The 18,885-nt window shown below is 43.3% G+C and carries 20 protein-coding genes; 2 read left to right on the forward strand and 18 right to left on the reverse strand.

Features of this window, described 5'->3' with window-relative positions; translation table 11 throughout:
• Positions 1-57: 57 nt before the first annotated feature.
• The 12 genes from F0249_RS12850 to trmJ all read right to left on the reverse strand — a co-directional run bounded on the left by F0249_RS12850 (position 58) and on the right by trmJ (position 9,874).
• Positions 58-1,176, reverse strand: a complete 1,119-nt coding sequence (locus F0249_RS12850; RefSeq protein ID WP_017053769.1) for a bifunctional tRNA (adenosine(37)-C2)-methyltransferase TrmG/ribosomal RNA large subunit methyltransferase RlmN — start codon at positions 1,174-1,176, stop codon at positions 58-60.
• Between the two features lie 233 nt (positions 1,177-1,409).
• Positions 1,410-1,835 carry a nucleoside-diphosphate kinase gene (gene ndk, locus F0249_RS12855; RefSeq protein ID WP_017053768.1) on the reverse strand — a complete coding sequence of 142 codons (426 nt, stop codon included), beginning with the start codon at positions 1,833-1,835 and terminating at the stop codon, positions 1,410-1,412.
• Between the two features lie 60 nt (positions 1,836-1,895).
• Positions 1,896-3,191, reverse strand: coding sequence for an aminopeptidase PepB (gene pepB, locus F0249_RS12860; RefSeq protein WP_017053767.1), 1,296 nt, complete (start codon positions 3,189-3,191; stop codon positions 1,896-1,898).
• 179 nt (positions 3,192-3,370) lie between these two features.
• Entirely contained in the window at positions 3,371-3,571 is a 201-nt protein-coding gene (gene iscX, locus F0249_RS12865; protein ID WP_017053766.1) for a Fe-S cluster assembly protein IscX, read from the reverse strand.
• Between the two features lie 39 nt (positions 3,572-3,610).
• Positions 3,611-3,949, reverse strand: coding sequence for an ISC system 2Fe-2S type ferredoxin (fdx, locus tag F0249_RS12870; protein ID WP_017053765.1), 339 nt, complete (start codon positions 3,947-3,949; stop codon positions 3,611-3,613).
• Between the two features lie 49 nt (positions 3,950-3,998).
• A complete protein-coding gene (gene hscA, locus F0249_RS12875; protein ID WP_171756926.1) occupies positions 3,999-5,867 on the reverse strand; it encodes a Fe-S protein assembly chaperone HscA in 1,869 nt (622 codons plus the stop codon).
• Between the two features lie 22 nt (positions 5,868-5,889).
• A complete protein-coding gene (hscB, locus tag F0249_RS12880; RefSeq protein WP_017053763.1) occupies positions 5,890-6,405 on the reverse strand; it encodes a co-chaperone HscB in 516 nt (171 codons plus the stop codon).
• Between the two features lie 62 nt (positions 6,406-6,467).
• A complete protein-coding gene (gene iscA, locus F0249_RS12885) occupies positions 6,468-6,791 on the reverse strand; it encodes an iron-sulfur cluster assembly protein IscA (RefSeq protein WP_017053762.1) in 324 nt (107 codons plus the stop codon).
• A gap of 74 nt (positions 6,792-6,865) precedes the next feature.
• On the reverse strand, positions 6,866-7,246 hold the full coding sequence (iscU, locus tag F0249_RS12890; RefSeq protein WP_017053761.1) for a Fe-S cluster assembly scaffold IscU: 381 nt from the start codon (positions 7,244-7,246) through the stop codon (positions 6,866-6,868).
• A gap of 33 nt (positions 7,247-7,279) precedes the next feature.
• Positions 7,280-8,494: an IscS subfamily cysteine desulfurase gene (locus tag F0249_RS12895; protein ID WP_017053760.1), complete on the reverse strand. Its 1,215-nt coding sequence runs from the start codon at positions 8,492-8,494 to the stop codon at positions 7,280-7,282.
• Positions 8,495-8,521: 27 nt separating this feature from the next.
• Complete coding sequence (gene iscR, locus F0249_RS12900) at positions 8,522-9,028, reverse strand: Fe-S cluster assembly transcriptional regulator IscR (protein ID WP_017053759.1); 507 nt, start codon at positions 9,026-9,028, stop codon at positions 8,522-8,524.
• Between the two features lie 114 nt (positions 9,029-9,142).
• Positions 9,143-9,874, reverse strand: coding sequence for a tRNA (cytosine(32)/uridine(32)-2'-O)-methyltransferase TrmJ (gene trmJ / locus F0249_RS12905; RefSeq protein WP_113796577.1), 732 nt, complete (start codon positions 9,872-9,874; stop codon positions 9,143-9,145).
• 243 nt (positions 9,875-10,117) lie between these two features.
• Here trmJ and suhB point away from each other — a divergent pair, with 243 nt between their 5' ends.
• Positions 10,118-10,921 carry an inositol-1-monophosphatase gene (gene suhB / locus F0249_RS12910; RefSeq protein WP_113796579.1) on the forward strand — a complete coding sequence of 268 codons (804 nt, stop codon included), beginning with the start codon at positions 10,118-10,120 and terminating at the stop codon, positions 10,919-10,921.
• Positions 10,922-11,157: 236 nt separating this feature from the next.
• On the opposite strand, the gene secF is transcribed toward suhB, so the two are convergent.
• From secF to F0249_RS12940, 6 genes are all read right to left on the reverse strand, one after another.
• Complete coding sequence (gene secF, locus F0249_RS12915; RefSeq protein ID WP_017053756.1) at positions 11,158-12,105, reverse strand: protein translocase subunit SecF; 948 nt, start codon at positions 12,103-12,105, stop codon at positions 11,158-11,160.
• 15 nt (positions 12,106-12,120) lie between these two features.
• The gene (secD, locus tag F0249_RS12920) at positions 12,121-13,977 is read right to left on the reverse strand and encodes a protein translocase subunit SecD (protein ID WP_113796581.1); all 1,857 of its coding nucleotides are present in this window, start codon (positions 13,975-13,977) and stop codon (positions 12,121-12,123) included.
• A gap of 19 nt (positions 13,978-13,996) precedes the next feature.
• Positions 13,997-14,326, reverse strand: a complete 330-nt coding sequence (gene yajC, locus F0249_RS12925) for a preprotein translocase subunit YajC (RefSeq protein ID WP_113796583.1) — start codon at positions 14,324-14,326, stop codon at positions 13,997-13,999.
• A gap of 124 nt (positions 14,327-14,450) precedes the next feature.
• Positions 14,451-15,581, reverse strand: a complete 1,131-nt coding sequence (gene tgt / locus F0249_RS12930) for a tRNA guanosine(34) transglycosylase Tgt (RefSeq protein WP_113796585.1) — start codon at positions 15,579-15,581, stop codon at positions 14,451-14,453.
• Positions 15,582-15,764: 183 nt separating this feature from the next.
• A complete protein-coding gene (queA, locus tag F0249_RS12935; protein ID WP_136995422.1) occupies positions 15,765-16,817 on the reverse strand; it encodes a tRNA preQ1(34) S-adenosylmethionine ribosyltransferase-isomerase QueA in 1,053 nt (350 codons plus the stop codon).
• Positions 16,818-16,983: 166 nt separating this feature from the next.
• Positions 16,984-18,171 (reverse strand): trypsin-like serine protease, encoded by a 1,188-nt coding sequence (locus F0249_RS12940; protein ID WP_171756927.1) that lies wholly within the window; start codon positions 18,169-18,171, stop codon positions 16,984-16,986.
• A 249-nt stretch (positions 18,172-18,420) separates the two neighbouring features.
• Here F0249_RS12940 and F0249_RS12945 point away from each other — a divergent pair, with 249 nt between their 5' ends.
• Positions 18,421-18,870 (forward strand): CBS domain-containing protein, encoded by a 450-nt coding sequence (locus F0249_RS12945; RefSeq protein WP_171756928.1) that lies wholly within the window; start codon positions 18,421-18,423, stop codon positions 18,868-18,870.
• Positions 18,871-18,885: the final 15 nt, after the last annotated feature.

An 18,885-nucleotide genomic window follows, 5' to 3' on the forward strand; every position in this document is an offset into this window, starting at 1 on the left:
ACAAAAAAGCCAAAAGAGTGCATCTTTTGGCTTTTCAGATTGTAGCGGCTTATTGCTCTACACAGCTTTCACAGGAATCGTTTCACCCGCTTGTCTCTGCTTTGTGCGCTTAGTTCTATCGATCACATCACCCACTAGCTGACCACATGCAGCATCGATGTCGTCACCACGTGTTTTTCTTACCGTAACGGTATAGTCATATTGCATCAACGTTTTCATGAAACGGTCAATACGAGAGTTACTTGGCTTCTTGTATGGAGAGCCTGGGTAAGGGTTAAACGGAATTAAGTTGATTTTCGCAGGCGTATCTTTCAATAGTTCTGCCAATTCATGCGCGTGATCCATGTCGTCGTTGACGTGGTCAAGCAGTACATACTCAACCGTTACACGCCCGCGGTTTGCATTTGAAGAGGCAATATAACGGCGTACCGACGCAAGGAAAGCTTCAATATCCCAACGATCATTAATCGGCATGATTTCGCTACGCAATTTATCGTTTGGCGCATGCAAAGAAATAGCGAGAGCAACATCGATGTTATCAGTCATTTGATCAAGACCAGAAACGACACCTGAAGTTGATACGGTTACACGACGCTTTGATAACGCGAAACCAAGATCGTCGAGCATGATTTCTAACGATGGAATCAGGTTTTTCATGTTAAGAAGAGGCTCACCCATACCCATCATAACGACATTGGTAATTGGACGACGACCTGTCTCTTTTTCTAAACCGATTTCACGAGCGGCACGCCAGATTTGACCGACAATTTCCGATACTTTTAAGTTACGGTTAAAACCTTGCTGGCCGGTTGAGCAGAATTTACATTCAAGTGCACAACCCACTTGAGAAGAAACACATAACGTCGCTCGATCGCCGTCTGGGATATAAACCGTTTCTACATCTTGATCACCAACGCGCATTGCCCATTTGATGGTGCCGTCTTCAGAATATTGAGCATCTGCAACAGTAGGTGCTTTGATTTCTGTACGATGCTTCAATTTTTCACGTAACTTTTTATTAATATTGTTCATTGCATCGAAATCATCGACACCAAAGTGATACATCCACTTCATTAATTGATCGGCACGGAACGCTTTCTCGCCAAGCTCTTCAGCAAAAAATTTACGCAGACCTTTGCGATCAAAATCGAGTAGATTTACTTTTTCAGTGGACATGTTGCCTCTCAATGATGGAACGATATTTAAGGGCGCGAATTGTACAGCCTTTATTCGGGGACAACAAGAGTTGTAAATCCATGACTTTGTTAAGGCATTAATTTTATGTTGGTTATTTTTTAATCACACCCAATATTTAATAGCGGAGACAAAAAAAGGAAACCGAAGCTTCCTTTTTATTAGTCATAAATTTGTCACTGGGTATATTAATGACTCATTACCCACTGAATACTCTAGCGAGGGCAAATTTCAGATTCAGGGAAAAAGAACTCAATTTCACGAGCAGCCGATACAGGGCTATCTGAACCATGAACTGAGTTGTAACGCATGCTGAGTGCGTAATCGGCGCGAATCGTTCCGCATGCTGCTTCTTCTGGGTTTGTTTTACCCATCAGCTCACGGTAACGAGCAATCGCATTTTCGCCTTCAAGTACTTGAACCATGATAGGCCCAGAGGTCATGAACTCTTTTAATGCTGGGAAGAACTCTTTGCCTTCATGTTCAGCATAAAAGCCACTCGCTTGCTCTTCTGTCAAATGCACCATTTTAGCGGCAATGATTCTTAGACCTGACTTTTCAATTCGGTGATAAATTTCACCAATTAAGTTACGTTCTACTGCATCGGGCTTAACGATAGAAAACGTTTTTTCTAGAGCCATAAGGTATCCCTTCTACTTCCATTTGTTGTTATGGGGACTCGAACAGAGAGTCCCTGAATATTATTTTGCTTGTTCGATAAGTATGTTCGCTAAGGTGCGAACGCCCATACCAGTTGCGCCTGCCGCCCATTTATCATTCGCTGATTTACGGTAAGTGCCAGCACAGTCAAAGTGCAACCAACCTTTTTTGTAATCATCCACAAAGTAAGACAAGAATGCCGCGGCTGTACTTGCTCCAGGGCTGTAATCGCCACTGCTGATATTGGAGAGATCAGCAAAGTTGGATGGCAACATGCTACGGTGAAAATCGGCAAGAGGTAGAGGCCATAGCCCTTCTTTCTCTTGAGCTGCACTGGTTAGCGCTTGGTGTGATAGTTCATCATCAAAGCTCAGTAGTGCATGGTAGTCATTACCCAGCGCGTTTTTCGCGGCACCGGTGAGTGTTGCGCAGTCAATGATTAACGCAGGGCTTTGCGCACTGGCGTACAGCAAACCATCCGCTAGCACTAAGCGACCTTCCGCATCGGTATTCATTACTTCAACGGTTTTGCCATTTTTATAAGTGATCACATCACCAAGTTTCAATGCTCGGCCTGAAATCATATTCTCTGCGCAGCATAAGATAAGCTTCACACGCTTATTGAGGCCACGGCTAATCGCAAGGGCAAAACCCCCCGTGATCGTGCCAGCACCGCCCATATCAGATTTCATTGCGGTCATGAATCCAGATGGTTTCAAGCTGTAACCGCCTGAATCAAAAGTGATACCTTTACCCACAAGACAAGCGAAAACAGGGGCATTTTCATCGCCTGTTGGGTTGTAATCTAATTGCAGCATAGCTGAGGTGCGTGAAGAGCCGCGACCAACGGCATAAATGCCTTCCCAGCCTTCTGTAAGAAGATCTTTGTCTTTCACGATTTTAGCGGTAATTGTGCCTTCTGGAGCGACTGACTTGATAAACTCAGCGGCCATTGTGGCAAGTTGACGGGGAGCCACTTCTTCTGCGCTTTTATTGATGATATCGCGAGTCCAATCGGTCGCTTTGATTCGAGCTTCGAGCTCCGCTTGTTCACCCTCGGCAAGTGAATCCCACTCAAGATAGTTTTTTTTCTTTGGTCCACGGTAGCCTTGATGGAAGGCCCAGACACTTTCTAAGCTCCAGCCCTCGCCTTGTAGTGCAATAGACTGAATGCCCTGTCCGTCTAACTTACGTGCAGCGCGTTGAACGGCGCCAAAATCATGCGACTCATTTAAGTGAATCGTTGCGCCATTTTCAGAAAATGACAAAATTGCGTTCTCTCCCCACTGAGGCTGGGCAGTTTCTTTACTTAAAAATACAGACATCTGTGTAGACATGGTTTCTCCTTGTCCGAGATAGCGTTTCTACGCCATGTGTGATTACTTTGTGATATTGGCTAGATGTTAGCATTTTGTAGAGATAAAAGGTCGCTATGATAAAAAAACGGACCATAAGGTCCGCTATTTTTAGTAAGAAATGTTAACTGCGCTACGTTTTCAAAACACGAATCATTCAATTAATCCGCTTCATCCATCCAACATAGAATTACCGCTTCTAATATTTTCTCATTAGAGTTATTGGGTTCATCCTCAAATCCGTCTAATTCCGTGATCCATCGATGTAAATCAGTGAAGCGAACGGTTTTAGGATCGGTGTCTGGATATAAGTCGCAAAGCTCAATCGCAATATCTCGCGAATCAGTCCATCTTAAGCTCATAATCAACTCCTTTAATTATCGTTAACGTTGAAGCGCGTCTTAATGATCTTCAGATGCGTGGTTCAATGTGTATTTAGGGATCTCAACGACAAGGTCTTCATCGGTTACTACGGCTTGGCAACCTAAGCGAGATTCAGGCTCCAGTCCCCATGCTTTATCTAGCATGTCATCTTCCAGCTCTTCACTCTCTTCTAGCGAGTCAAACCCTTCACGGATGATCACGTGGCAAGTGGTACAAGCGCATGATTTTTCACATGCATGCTCAATTCCGATACCATTTTTTAGTGCTACATCAAGAACAGTTTCGCCCTTTTGAGCTTCAAATACTGCGCCTTCAGGGCAAAGATCTTCATGAGGTAAAACAATTATTTTAGGCATTCTTAATCTCGGTCTTCATATAACTAATTAATATTGGTCAAATTAACGATTAAATATCGTTGACTGACTGCCCTGATAAAGCAGCTCGAATCGATTTGTCCATACGACGAGAAGCAAAGTCTTGGCTTGCTTTATCTGTCTCTTTTATTCCTAATTCAATCGCTTCGGCACTGTGGCCATTTCGCAATTCAATCAATGATTCGATGGAGGCTAGCAAAGCTTGCTTTTCTGTCTCTGAGAGCAGTTCATCGCCATCCGCATTCATCGCAACAATCAAGCCTTCTATGACTCGATCCGCTTCCACTTTTTGCTCTGCCAGAGTACGTGCATCCATATCTTCTTGAGCGTATGTCATCGAATCTTTCAGCATGCTTGCGACTTCATTCTCACTTAAACCATAGGAAGGCTTAACTTGTATCTCCGCTTGAACGCCAGTGCTTTTCTCCATCGCAGTAACAGACAGTAGGCCATCAGCGTCTACTTGATATGTCACGCGGATATGCGCTGCACCTGCCGCCATTGGTGGAATACCTTTAAGCGCAAAACGAGCCAGTGAGCGACAATCGTCTACCATTTCTCGTTCACCTTGGACAGTATGCACGGTCATTGCCGTTTGCCCATCTTTAAAGGTGGTAAATTCTTGAGCTTTAGCGACTGGGATAGTGGTATTACGTGGAATAATTTTTTCAACCAAGCCACCCATGGTTTCAATACCGAGTGACAATGGGATAACGTCTAGCAGTAACATTTCAGAATCAGGTTTGTTGCCTACTAAAATATCCGCTTGAATCGCTGCGCCTATCGCGACAACTTCATCAGGGTTAATGCTGGTTAGAGGTGTTTTACCAAAGAAGTCACCCACCATGTCACGCACTAATGGCGTTCTTGTTGAACCGCCCACCATCACGACGTTCTGTACATCATCAGCATCTACATCTGAATCTTTCAGCGCACGTCGGCAAGACAATAAGGTTTTTTTAACAAGTGGTCGTAAAATATCATTCAGTTCGTCACGGCTTAATGAGCCATTCCAGCCGAGTACACTGACTTGGGCAATATCACTATCTGAAAGGGCAATTTTAGCGTCCGTCGCAGCATCCAATAACTGGCGTTGCTGCTCTGCAGTGATTGGAGCATCAAGATTGATTTGGCTTTGGAAATGTTCAGCGATCAAGTGGTCAAAATCATCTCCACCTAGTGCTGAGTCACCGCCTGTTGCCAACACTTCAAAGATACCTTTCGACAGGCGAAGAATGGAGATATCAAAAGTACCACCACCGAGATCGTAAACAGCAATAACGCCTTCTTGACCTGAATCGAGACCGTATGCAATGGCTGCTGCTGTTGGTTCGTTTAGTAGGCGTAGAACATGTAAGCCAGCAAGGTTTGCCGCATCTTTTGTTCCCGCACGTTGGGCATCATCAAAATAAGCAGGGACAGTAATAACCACACCAGACAGTTCACCACCGAGCGTTTGCTCTGCGCGATGAGATAGTGCTTTTAAAATATCCGCCGATACTTGAATCGGGTTTTTAGCCCCTTGTGCGGTTTCTAAAACTGGAAGTCCGTTATCACTAGCAACAAATTGGTAAGGCAGCGAAGGATAGCGAGATTGAATATCGGCTAATGAACGACCAATCAGACGTTTTACTGAAATGATCGTATTTTTTGGATCTGTCTGCGCCAATGCACGTGCGTCATGACCGACTGAGTGCGTCACGGCATCGCTTTGTGCTGCCGGGTAATGAACAACCGATGGCAAAATACTGCGCTGTTGCTCATCCAATAGGGTCGTCGCGTTTCCACTACGAACACTTGCCACTAATGAGTTAGTCGTACCGAGGTCGATACCGACGGCAAGTTTATGTTCATGAGGTGCAGAGCTTTGGCCGGGTTCTGCAATTTGGAGTAGTGCCATGGGTTGGTCCTTATTATCTAAACTAACCGAGTAAACGATCTTCGACGAGTTCTATTTCATGCTTTAATTTCGCAACAAACTTTAGCTTTCTTACTCTATCCGCAGCTTGAATCCATAGGTTTTGATCTAATTCTTCTTCTATGGCTTTTAAATGCTGCTTATACATTTTGCTTACTTTGCTATCAAAATCATAAACAGCATCTTCAACATCAGCACTTGCAGCGATATCTTCTAGCTCTTCACGTAGTTCCATCTGTTCCATTAGAAACTCAGGATCTTGCATCGTTTGCTGCTCTGCTCGAATATCAATACTTTGCAATAAAAGCATGTACTCTGCACGAGAAATGGGATTTTTTAATATTTGATATGCATCGTTAATTTGCGCCGCTTTTTGAACTGAAAGCAGGCGATCACGCTCAGATGCCGTCGCAAAGTTATCTGGGTGAAAACGACGTTGCAGTTCTCTAAACTGCGAAGAAAGAAGGCTACCATCCAGTGAAAACTGAATTGGTAGCCCAAATAATTCAAAATGATTCATGTAAAAATCAGGTCCTAAGTTCTAGGCCCTAGCTAAGAGCCTAGCTAATATGGAATGGCTATTTATACGTTAAAGCTTTCACCACAACCACACTCGCTTTTCGCGTTCGGGTTGTTGAATTCAAAGCCTTCGTTAAGCCCTTCTTTCACATAATCAAGCTCAGTGCCATCTAGGTAAACCAAGCTTTTCGGATCGATAATAACGGTGACACCTGAATGTTCAAACGTTTTGTCTTCTTCATTCAAGTCATCCACAAATTCTAAAACATAAGCCATGCCGGAACAGCCCGTCGTTTTTACACCTAGTCTCAAACCGATGCCTTTGCCTCGATTATCTAGAAATGCTCTAACTCGGCTTGCTGCTGCTTCTGTCATTGTGATGGCCATACTACAACCTTGTTCTATTTTTTATGGAATTCATTTAGGAGGCTTTCACCTCCCATTGTTATTAATCGAGGTTATTAATCGTGTTTCTTTTTGTAATCAGCAACAGCCGCTTTAATTGCATCTTCGGCAAGAATTGAACAGTGTACTTTCACTGGAGGCAATTCTAGCTCTTCTGCAATTTCTGCATTTTTGATTGCTGCCGCTTCGTCAATGCTTTTACCTTTAACCCACTCAGTAACCAGTGAGCTAGAAGCAATCGCAGAACCGCAACCGTACGTTTTAAACTTCGCATCTTCGATAATACCTTCTGGTGTTACCTTGATTTGTAGTTTCATTACATCGCCACATGCTGGAGCACCGACCATGCCGCTACCTACACTTGGGTCTTCTTTATCAAAAGCACCAACGTTGCGTGGATTTTCGTAGTGATCAATTACTTTTTCGCTATAAGCCATGATAGTTTCCTCTCTTCCTCTACTGACTAGGGATTAGTGATGCGCCCACTCAACAGTGTCCAGATCAATCCCTTCTTTATACATATCCCATAGAGGAGACATGTCGCGTAATTTGTTTACGGCTACACGAATTTGTTCAATTGCGTAGTCCACTTCTTCTTCCGTAGTAAAACGGCCGAATGAAAATCTTACTGAGCTATGTGCTAATTCATCATTTAGACCAAGTGCACGTAGAACATATGACGGTTCCAAACTTGCTGATGTACAAGCTGAACCTGAAGACACTGCAAGATCTTTAAGAGACATAAGCAGCGACTCACCTTCTACGAAGGCAAAGCTAACGTTAAGGTTGTGCGGAACACGTTGGTCCAAATCACCGTTAACGGTTACGGCTTCAAGATCTTTCACGCCGTTGAGTAAACGCTCACGTAACGCTTTAGCATGATCAAAATCGAACTGCATATCTTGTTTAGCAATGGCAAAAGCCTCACCCATGCCCACAATTTGGTGCGTCGCTAAAGTACCTGAACGGAAACCACGCTCATGACCACCACCATGCATTTGCGCTTCTAGGCGAATACGTGGTTTACGGCTAACATAAAGCGCACCAATGCCTTTAGGTCCATACACTTTATGAGCTGATAGTGAAATCAGATCCACTTTCATCTCTTGTACGTCTAGTGGAATTTTACCCGCTGATTGTGCGGCATCGACGTGGAAAATGATTTTGCGTTCACGACACATTTCACCAATTGATGAGATATCTTGAATCACACCAATTTCGTTATTCACGTGCATGATAGAGACAAGAACGGTGTCTTCACGCATTGCTTCTTGAAGCTTATTCAGATCGATGATGCCATTCGCTTCTGGTGCAAGGTAAGTAACTTCATAACCTTCACGCTCAAGTTGGCGACATGGATCTAATACGGCTTTGTGTTCTGTTTTGCAGGTAATGACATGCTTACCTTTCTTACCATAAAAGTGCGCGGCACCTTTTATCGCAAGGTTATCTGATTCTGTTGCACCAGATGTAAATACGATTTCACGTGGGTCTGCATTCAATAAACCTGCAATCTGCTCACGAGCGTTATCAACTGCTTCTTCAGCCTGCCAGCCATAGCGATGCGAACGAGATGCCGGATTACCAAAGTTTCCGTCCATCGTCATGCATTGAACCATCTTTTCAGCCACTCGAGGATCTACTGGACATGTTGCTGAATAGTCAAAATAAATAGGCAGTTTCATTCTCTACTCCAATGTAAAAATGGTCGCTTATGAGCGAACATTGACACCGATGGGAGCGGTGCTTGTATTTTTTTGTGCAAACCCATGATTTACCGCAAGATCAATGTCTTGTCGGCCTGAAATTTCTAACACTTCATTATCTTCCATCAACTCTCCAAGAGTGATGTTATTTAAGAAGTCGCTAATGCGCGAACTTAAATCGCGCCAAAGTGTATGAGTAAGACAGCGAGTGCCACCCTGGCAACCCTCTCGCCCATGGCACTTAGTTGCATCTACTGATTCATCGACGGCGGCAATCACGGTTCCAATCGCGATATCATTAGCATCTGCGCCTAAACGATATCCACCACCAGGGCCACGTACACTTGCCACTAAACCCGCTTTACGTAACTTGGAAAATAACTGCTCTAAATATGAGAGTGAAATACCTTGTCGCTCTGAAATATCAGCCAGAGGCACGGGGTTATTTGTCGAATGCAATGCAACATCCAGCATGGCTGTCACCGCATATCTTCCTTTAGATGTAAGTTTCATACCATCACCGTATCCACATTGATTATGTGGATACGATTTTTCCATACCCGACTATTTTAGTCAAGTATTTATTTGACTGTTTTAGTCAAGTATTTAACCCTAATATAAAAGCGGCTATTTTGAGCTATTTATGCTTCTTTCTACAGAGGTCAAAACACCTCTTAAGGTATTGATCTCTTGTAACTCTGGTCTAGCTCGGCTAAATAATCGACGTAATTTATTCATCACTTGCCCAGGCTGTTCCTTAGAGATGAATTGGGTATCCAACATCACTTTTTCAAGGTGTTCATAGAACATTTCTAGCTCTTTGTGACGTGGGTACTCTTCTTGTTCTTGAGGTGCATATTGGCTCTTCTCTCTTTCAAGATGTGCAACCCTAATTTCATAACTTAAGGTTTGTACTGCCATTGCTAAGTTCAGGGAGCTGTATTCAGGGTTAGCCGGAATACAAACGTGGAAGTGACATTTTTGCAGCTCTTCATTAGTAAGACCTGTACGCTCACGACCAAAAATAAGTGCCACTGGGTGCTTTTCACCCTCTACGGAAAACTTTTCACCGCACTCTCTTGGTTCTAGCATTGGCCACTCTAAAGTACGTGAACGAGCACTTGATCCTACAACTAAACCACAATCTGCGATTGCTTCATCTAACGTCTCAACGATTTGAGCGTTCATTGCAATATCCCCAGCCCCGGCAGCCAATGCCATCGTTTGTGAATCAACTTCACACTGGGGAGCCACCAATACCATTTGGTTAAGCCCCATAACTTTCATTGCACGAGCTGCTGAACCAATGTTACCGGGATGAGAGGTTCCTACTAAAACGACTTTTACATTGTCTAACATAACTTGACGACACCACTAAAATTAAAACCGCGAGATAATAACAAAAAACAAAACAAGCTTATATAGCCACCGCGATACTCCTGTCATTCAAGACATTTAAAAACACACTAAACTCGTTAGATCACAGTTTTCATCTGTTATCCGATTCAAAAGCTCATTAAATAACCACTTCCCTTTTAATAAAAGTTTGGTATACTTCCCGCCGCTTTAAATCGTTCTTTAACATCCGTTGGGAAAATCCTTATGCATCCTATGCTAAATATTGCTATACGCGCTGCGCGTAAAGCAGGCAATCATATTGCTAAATCGTTAGAAACTGTTGATAAAATTGAGATCACTCAAAAAGGTAATAACTCATTTATTACTAATATCAATGAAGAAGCTGAATACCTTATTCTTGAAACTATCAAAGCTTCTTACCCAGATCACAGCACGATTGCGGAAGAAAGCGGCCTTATCGAAGGCTCTGATTCAAGTGTACAATGGATTATCAACCCACTGGATGGCACGAATAACTTCGTAAAAGGCTTCCCACACTTCTCAGTATCTATCGCTGTTCGTATCAACGGTAAAACTGAAGTCGCTTGTGTTTATGACCCAATGCTAAATGAGCTATTCACAGCTCAACGTGGTGCTGGCGCTCAACTAAACAATGCTCGTCTACGTGTATCTCAACTTAAAGACCTCCAAGGTACTGTTTTAGCGACAGGCTTCCCTTACAATCAAAAGCAGCACTCTGAAAGCTACCTAAAAGTACTTTCGGCTCTATTTGCTGATTGTTCTGATTTCCGTCGTACAGGTTCTGTTGCGCTAGACTTATGCTACCTAGCAGCTGGCCGCGTTGATGGTTACTTTGAGCTTGGCTTGAAACCTTGGGATCTTGCAGCTGCTGAGCTTATTGCTCGTGAATCTGGTGCTATCCTGACTGACTTTGCTGGCGGTACTGAGTACATGAAGTCTGGCAATATCGTTGCATCAAGTGCACGTGGTGTTAAGTGTATGCTTAAGACTATCCGTGAACACGGTAACGAAGCTATCTGTAAGTAATTTAACTTACTCAAAATTGTAAACGCCCGCATAGCAATATGCGGGCGTTTTTTTATGCCTATTACTGAGTCCTTTCTGATTTAAACTTGAATCTTATAGTGCCATCTTTGAAATGAAGCTTTTATGCATGGTTCTGATGAAATAGCGACAAGCAAACAAAAAGTGACAAGCAAATAAAAAGCCGCTGATTTCTCAGCGGCTTTTTGTGACAACTTGTCTAGATGAGTTAACTCTCGTTAAGGCATCTCGTCAAATTCAGCGCCTTCTTTGTCAATCTGTGGTGGCATTAGGTGTTCACGAGTGATACCTAGTTTAAGAGCCAGTGCAGATGCAACATAGATAGAAGAGTAAGTACCAACAGTGATACCTAACAGCAATGCCGTTGCAAAGCCGTGGATCATTGCCCCACCTTGTGCGAACAATGCAATAACAACAAACAAAGTAGTACCGGAAGTAATCAAAGTACGACTTAATGTTTGTGTGATTGAATTATTCATCACTTCAGCAGACTCACCTTTACGCATTTTGCGGAAGTTTTCACGGATACGGTCAAATACTACGATGGTATCGTTGAGGGAGTACCCCACTACCGTCAATAGTGCTGCCACAATCGTTAAGTCCACTTCAATCTGCATGATGGAGAATACACCCAGCGTGATAATAACATCGTGCGTTAATGCGAGTACCGCACCAGCAGCCAGACGCCACTCAAAACGCATTGATACGTATATCAAAATACAGATTAATGAAACGATAATGGCTAAACCACCCGCTTCAGTTAGTTCATCGCCAACGTTAGGACCAACAAACTCGATACGGCGCATCTCTACGCTTTCGCCAGTTCCATCTTCAATCGCTGATAGAATTTGGTTACCAAGAGTTTCACCTTGAAGGTCATCTCTTGGACGCAAGCGAACCATTACTTCACGAGCAGAACCAAAGTTTTGTACCGTTGCATCGCCAAAACCTTTTGCCTGTAAAGCACCACGAATATCTTCTAGGTTTGCTGGTTGCTCAAAACCAACTTCAATCAGAGTACCGCCCGTAAAATCTAAACCCCAATTCAACCATTTTGTTGAAAGAGTAAAGATTGCAGCACCAATCATGATTATAGAAAAAGCAAAGGCAAATTTAGACCAACGCATAAAGTCGATCGTTTTGTCTGCTTTCAAAATCTGAAACATCACATTTCCCTTAGCTTAGATCGACAGTTTATCGATACGTTTGCCACCATATAGCAGGTTCACGACACAACGCGTTCCAACAATAGCGGTAAACATAGAAGTCAGAATACCGATAGACAGAGTCACGGCGAAACCTTTGATTGCACCTGTACCTACAGCAAACAAAATAATTGCTGTAATTAAGGTCGTAATGTTCGCATCGGCAATAGTACTGAATGCATTGGCGTAACCTTGGTGAATCGCTTGTTGTGGATTACGTCCATCACGTAGCTCTTCACGAATACGCTCAAATATCAGCACGTTCGCATCCACCGCCATACCAACGGTCAAAACGATACCAGCGATACCAGGAAGCGTCATGGTTGCCCCAGGGATCATCGACATGACACCGATAATCAAAACTAGGTTTGCCATTAGTGCCATGTTCGCAATTAAGCCAAACTTACGGTAGTACAGTAGAGTAAACAGCATAACTGCCGCCATACCCCAAACACACGCCATCACACCCATATCGATGTTCTGTTGACCCATAGATGGACCGATTGTGCGCTCTTCAACGATTGAGATTGGAGCAATAAGAGCACCAGCACGAAGTAGCAGAGCTAAGTTATGAGCTTCTGAAGCTGAATCAATACCTGTAATTCGGAAACTACGGCCAAGCGTTGATTGAATCGTTGCTTGGTTGATCACTTCTTCATGCTTAGTCAGGATTACGCTGCCTTCTGGGTTTTTACGCCCACTGTCTTTGTACTCAGCAAATACGGTTGCCATAAGCTTACCGATGTTTTTACGTGAGAACGCTGACATTTTGCTGCCACCTTCACTATCAAGTGAGATATTCACTTGTGGACGACCATACTCATCAACGCTTGAACTTGCGTCTGTAATACTTGAACCACCAAGAATGACACGTTTCTTCAGTACGACAGGGCGACCATTACGATCTTGTTTGATTTCACTGCCAGCAGGCGCTCGGCCACTTGCCGCTGCTGCTAAGTCAGCTTTATCATCCACTTCTCGGAATTCAAGTGTCGCTGTTGCACCTAAAATTTCTTTAGCGCGAGCAGTATCTTGAACACCTGGCAGTTCCACAACGATTCGGCTTGCACCTTGACGTTGAACAAGAGGTTCAGCAACACCAAGTTCGTTTACACGATTGCGCAAAATAGTAATATTCTGCTCAACTGCGTAGTTACGAATCTCTTGAAGGCGAGCTTCAGTAAACTTAGCCACCAGCGCAAAACGACCATTTGATGCAGACTCAGTAAAAGTCATATCTTGGTGCTTTGATGCAAGGCTCTGTTTAGCTTGGGAGAGTTGCTCTTCATTGCGAAGTAATACTTCTACCGCGTCTTTACCCGATGGGCGAATAGAGCGGTAGCGAATTTTTTCTTCACGCAGTTCACTTCTGAAGGCTTCTTCTTGCTGTCCAACAAGCTTACCCATCGCAGCGTCCATATCCACTTCCATTAAGAAGTGAACACCACCACGTAAATCAAGGCCAAGTTTCATTGGTGCAGCACCAATAGATTCAAGCCAATCAGGAGTAGAAGCCGCTAAGTTAAGAGCAACAATGACATCTTTGCCTAATGCTTCGCTAACAATATCGCGAGCACTGATTTGAGTGTCAGTATCGGTAAAACGAACAAGAATAGAACCGTTCTCTAGAGCAACGGATTTATGAGATAAGCTCTTTTCATCAAGAGCTTCGGTGACAGCATCCAGCGTCGACATATCTACAGAGGCGCCACGCACCCCTGTGACTTGAATCGCCGGATCTTCACCGTATATATTTGGAAGAGCGTATAGCGCTGCAATGGCGATGGAAAACACCACCATTAAATACTTCCATAACGGGTAACGGTTTAGCACAGCGAGGATCCTCTAGCTGTTATAGAGACTTAAGCGTACCTTTAGGTAGCACTGCAGTAACGAAATCTTTTTTGATTACAACTTCGTTATTATCGTTAAGTGCAATTGACACATAGTCATTGTCTTCAGCGATTTTAGTAATTTTGCCTACAAGGCCGCCACTAGTCAGTACTTCGTCGCCTTTACCCATCGCGCTCATTAAGCTTTTGTGCTCTTTTACACGTTTCGCTTGTGGACGGTAAATCATGAAGTAGAAGATTACTGCGAACATGCCTAGCATGATTAGCATTTCGAAACCGCCACCTGGTGCAGCGCCTTCAGCAGCTGCGTGAGCTTGAGAAATAAACATTTAAAAACATCCTCTATTTAATTTTTATTGATAATCCAACTAATTGGGCTGCATCGCCCTATTTTCAAGGCTTCAAAGTCTAGTTTAGAGATTGAGGTCGCAAAAATAGGGCGATAGAGACAAATTATTTATTCATTGGTGGAACTTCACGATCACGGCGAGCGTAAAATTCTTCTACAAAAGCATCAAAACGGTCTTCATCGATCGCGTTACGGATACTTTGCATCAAACGTTGGTAGTAACGTAGGTTATGAATAGTATTCAGTCTTGCACCTAAGATCTCATTACAACGATCTAGGTGGTGTAGATATGATTTTGAATAGTTGCTGCAAGTGTAACAGTCACACTGTGGATCTAGTGGTGTTGTATCCGTTTTATGTTTCGCATTACGGATCTTGATCACACCGCCAGTCACAAATAGGTGTCCATTACGAGCATTTCGAGTCGGCATTACGCAGTCGAACATATCGATACCACGACGAACGCCTTCAACGAGATCTTCAGGTTTGCCTACGCCCATGAGGTAACGAGGCTTATCTTCAGGTAGTTGTGGGCAAGTATGCTCAAGAATACGGTGCATGTCTTCTTTAGGTTCGCCTACCGCTAAACCACCGACAGCGTAACCATCGAAGCCAATTTTAGTTAGCGCTTCAACAGACACATCACGTAGATCTTCGTAAACACCACCTTGTACAATACCAAATAGTGAATTGGTGTTGTCTTGGCGATCAAATTCATTACGGCTACGGTCCGCCCAACGAATAGAACGCTCCATTGAAATACGAGCTTCATCGTGGGTTGCCGGGAATGGCGTACATTCGTCGAAGATCATCACGATATCAGAACCAAGATCGTATTGGATTTGCATTGATTTCTCAGCATCCATAAAGATCTTATCGCCGTTCACAGGGCTACGGAAATGAACACCTTCTTCGGTAATTTTACGAGTCTTACCTAAGCTGAATACTTGGAAACCGCCTGAATCGGTTAGGATTGGGCCTTTCCAGTTCATGAAGTCATGGAGATCACCATGTAATTTCATGATCTCTTGACCAGGGCGTAACCAAAGGTGGAAAGTGTTACCAAGCAGAATTTCTGCACCAGTGTCTTTCACTTCTTCCGGTGTCATACCTTTCACAGTACCGTAGGTACCTACAGGCATGAATGCTGGTGTTTCTACTGTACCGCGTTCAAACTGAAGTTGACCACGACGTGCGTTACCATTTGTTTTTTTAAGTTCGTACTTTAATCTCACGAGACCTCCAATATGCCAGAGAAACAATCTGACGATTTTACTGGGTTATTCACCCTACCGAGAGCGGTCGCTTATCCTTGCGAGAAGTAAAGTTACCTTCCCTTCCTAGCTCAATGCTAGCACTCGACTATTAAACTTTTTTTCTCGAAAATGCCACGAAATCCGGGAATTTACGAGTGATGATTATTTCGTTTTCTTATTGATGAACATCGCATCGCCATAACTGAAGAAGCGGTATTCATTTTTAACGGCATGATCGTAAGCGGCCATCACTTTGTCGTAGTCTGCAAAAGCGCTAACAAGCATAATTAATGTTGACTCAGGCAAGTGAAAGTTGGTGATCAAACAATCAACCAATTGATACTCGTAGCCTGGGAAAATAAAGATTTCTGTGTCGCCAAAAAATGGAACGAGCTCAGTACCTTTTTTCAGTGCATCTTGAGCGGCACTTTCTAATGAACGAACAGATGTCGTCCCAACCGCGATGACACGTCCACCACGAGCTTTTGTCGCAGCAATCGCATCCACAACCTCTTGTGGCACTTCTACATACTCTGCATGCATGTGGTGATCATGGATATTATCCACTTTTACTGGTTGGAATGTACCCGCTCCAACATGCAAAGTAACGTAAGCAAACTCGACACCTTTATCTTTGATCTGCTCTAGTAGCTGCTCATCAAAGTGTAAACCTGCTGTTGGTGCTGCAACGGCACCCGGCTTTTTGTTATATACCGTCTGATAACGCTCTTTATCTGCGTCTTCATCAGGACGATCAATATAAGGCGGTAATGGCATATGACCAACCGCATTTAAAATCTCTAATACACTTTGATCAGAGGTAAAGCGGATCTCAAACAGAGCATCATGGCGTGCGACCATTTCAGCTTGGTACTCATCATGTTCACCAAGGAATAGAGTAGTACCTGGCTTAGGTGATTTAGAGCAACGTACGTGAGCAAGAATGCTTTTCTCATCAATCATACGTTCGACTAAGACTTCTAGCTTACCGCCAGACTCTTTACGACCAAACAGCCGAGCTGGAATCACTCGTGTATTATTAAAAACAACTAAATCACCCGGTTGAACAAGATCTAATACGTCTTTAAATGAACCATCACTCAAGGTTCCAGTATTTCCATCTAATTGTAGAAGGCGACTCGCGGTACGTTCCGCTTGAGGGTAACGAGCTATCAGCTCATCAGGTAATTCAAAATGAAAATCAGAAACTTGCATGCGACTTATCTTGTTTGGTTGATAAATAAAGGGTTGCGAGTAAAAATTTCGCAGTGGAGTAGTATAGGCAGACAAAACGCAATAGCAAGGGTTGTTCTAAGGGATAAGTGTAAATAGTAGTAAAAATCAGGCTGCTCGTTTAACAGCCTGAATGGATCATCAATCATTAGCTCTTACATCGAAAGAACCCAACACCAATAAGGAATAGCGAATAGAACCAATAGAGATTCGCACCATCTGGCTGAACAAAATTACAGTTACTTGTTGAGATACTATCATTACACTCTTCAGATGGCGGTAAAGTTTCTTCTGGAGGCAATGTTCCTGGTGCTTGATAATCAGCGATAAATTCGGGCTCTACTATCGCATTTTCAGGAATCGTTGATTGGTTAATATAACTTTGAATCCAATCATAATAAGTGCTTACTTTAGTGTAGAAACTAGGGATGGTCACAGAGCCACAAACAGGCATGATCATCGGCCCACCACTTACAATTCCAATTTGAACCGCTTGACCTAAATCTAATTCCTCACTTGCCATCAATGCTCCGCCACTATCGCCTTTACAAGCACTATTCCCATAATAAGTACTACTGTCTGGATCTAGAATTTCCACTTGATTCGGCATGGAGCAGATCTTGGTAAGGTTAACTGGGGAATCAATTATTCCTGGCAACTGCTCAGTGCCACCTTCTAAACGTTCATAACAATTTTCGATAGGCAAAAAAGTAGTGCGCGTTGAGAGTAATTGTGGTGAAGCCTCTTCAGCTAGTGGCGTTGTCGTCCCCCACCCTGAAACGTGTAGATTGGGTTGGCGATCATTGCTATCAGCATTATCGATCCAATCGCCCATCAATCGACGTTCAATAGTTTGCATTACCGTTGGGCTTGCTAGATTCACTCTTGCAGGGAAGTCAAATACACGATCAACTCTTAATAGTGCAATATCATTTTCTAAACTCGTATTGATTAGCTCTTCGTCGCCATTCTCATATACTTTAAAACGGCTAAAACGTTCATATTTAGGGTGAACTACAACATGCGTCACGTTATATAAATGGTGTAAATCGACATTATGTAAATGTTGAGTATTAGCGGTGATCGCTAAGTCCCCCGGAGACGTAACATAATATGTGCTGTCATCGGTTCCTTGCCCCATAACAACACAGTGAGCCGCAGTTAACACCCATCGGTCAGCAATGACTGAACCACCGCATATTGGGAACTCAGCCATATTACTGGCCCGTAGTGTCACTTGATAGGTAGGCTCGCTTTCTACATTACCCAACACAATTGCACTAGCGCTACTTGATACAATCAATAGCGTTGCCACTAATCCTATTTTCCTAAACATCTTGATGATCTTCCTACCGAGAAAAACCCAATAGTCCACGACCTACCATTCAATCAACATTACTCATTACCAAGTCTGCGATACATTTCATTGTAAAACCGACATGAGCAACAATATCACTCATCAGTATTCAAACTTGATCGCAATCTAATTCGTTGCATAAAGCTCAATAAAAATGAGTTAGCTCCCAGATATTAAGACAATAAAAACCTATAGTTAAACTACACCGACCCATAAAAGGAGATCGTGATGATCAAAGTCGAAGACATGATGACTCGTAACCCTCACACTCTATTACGATCACATTCGTTAGCCGAAGCTAAGAGTACAATGGAAGCCTTAGATATCCGCCACATTCCTGTTGTGGATGCAGAAAGAAGACTGCTCGGCGTAGTGACTCAGCGTGATATTCTTGCCGCTCAAGAGTCTAGCCTGCAAAATATTCCAAGCACACAATCTTATACTCTAGCGACCCCTCTCAATGAGGTAATGCACCGTAATATCATGACTGTAGAACCAAGAGCAGGGTTAAAAGAGAGCGCCACTTATATGCAAAAACACAAAGTTGGCTGCTTACCTGTGGTGGAAGATGGAGAGTTAGTCGGAATTATTACTGACAGTGATTTTGTCACTATTGCCATCAATTTGCTTGAGCTGCAAGAAGATACCGAACCAGAAGAAGTCGATACTGATGTTTGATGCTGCCATATCTCG

The sequence above is a fragment of the Vibrio sp. 03-59-1 genome (assembly GCF_013114135.1).
GTDB classification, from domain to species: Bacteria; Pseudomonadota; Gammaproteobacteria; order Enterobacterales; family Vibrionaceae; genus Vibrio; species Vibrio cortegadensis.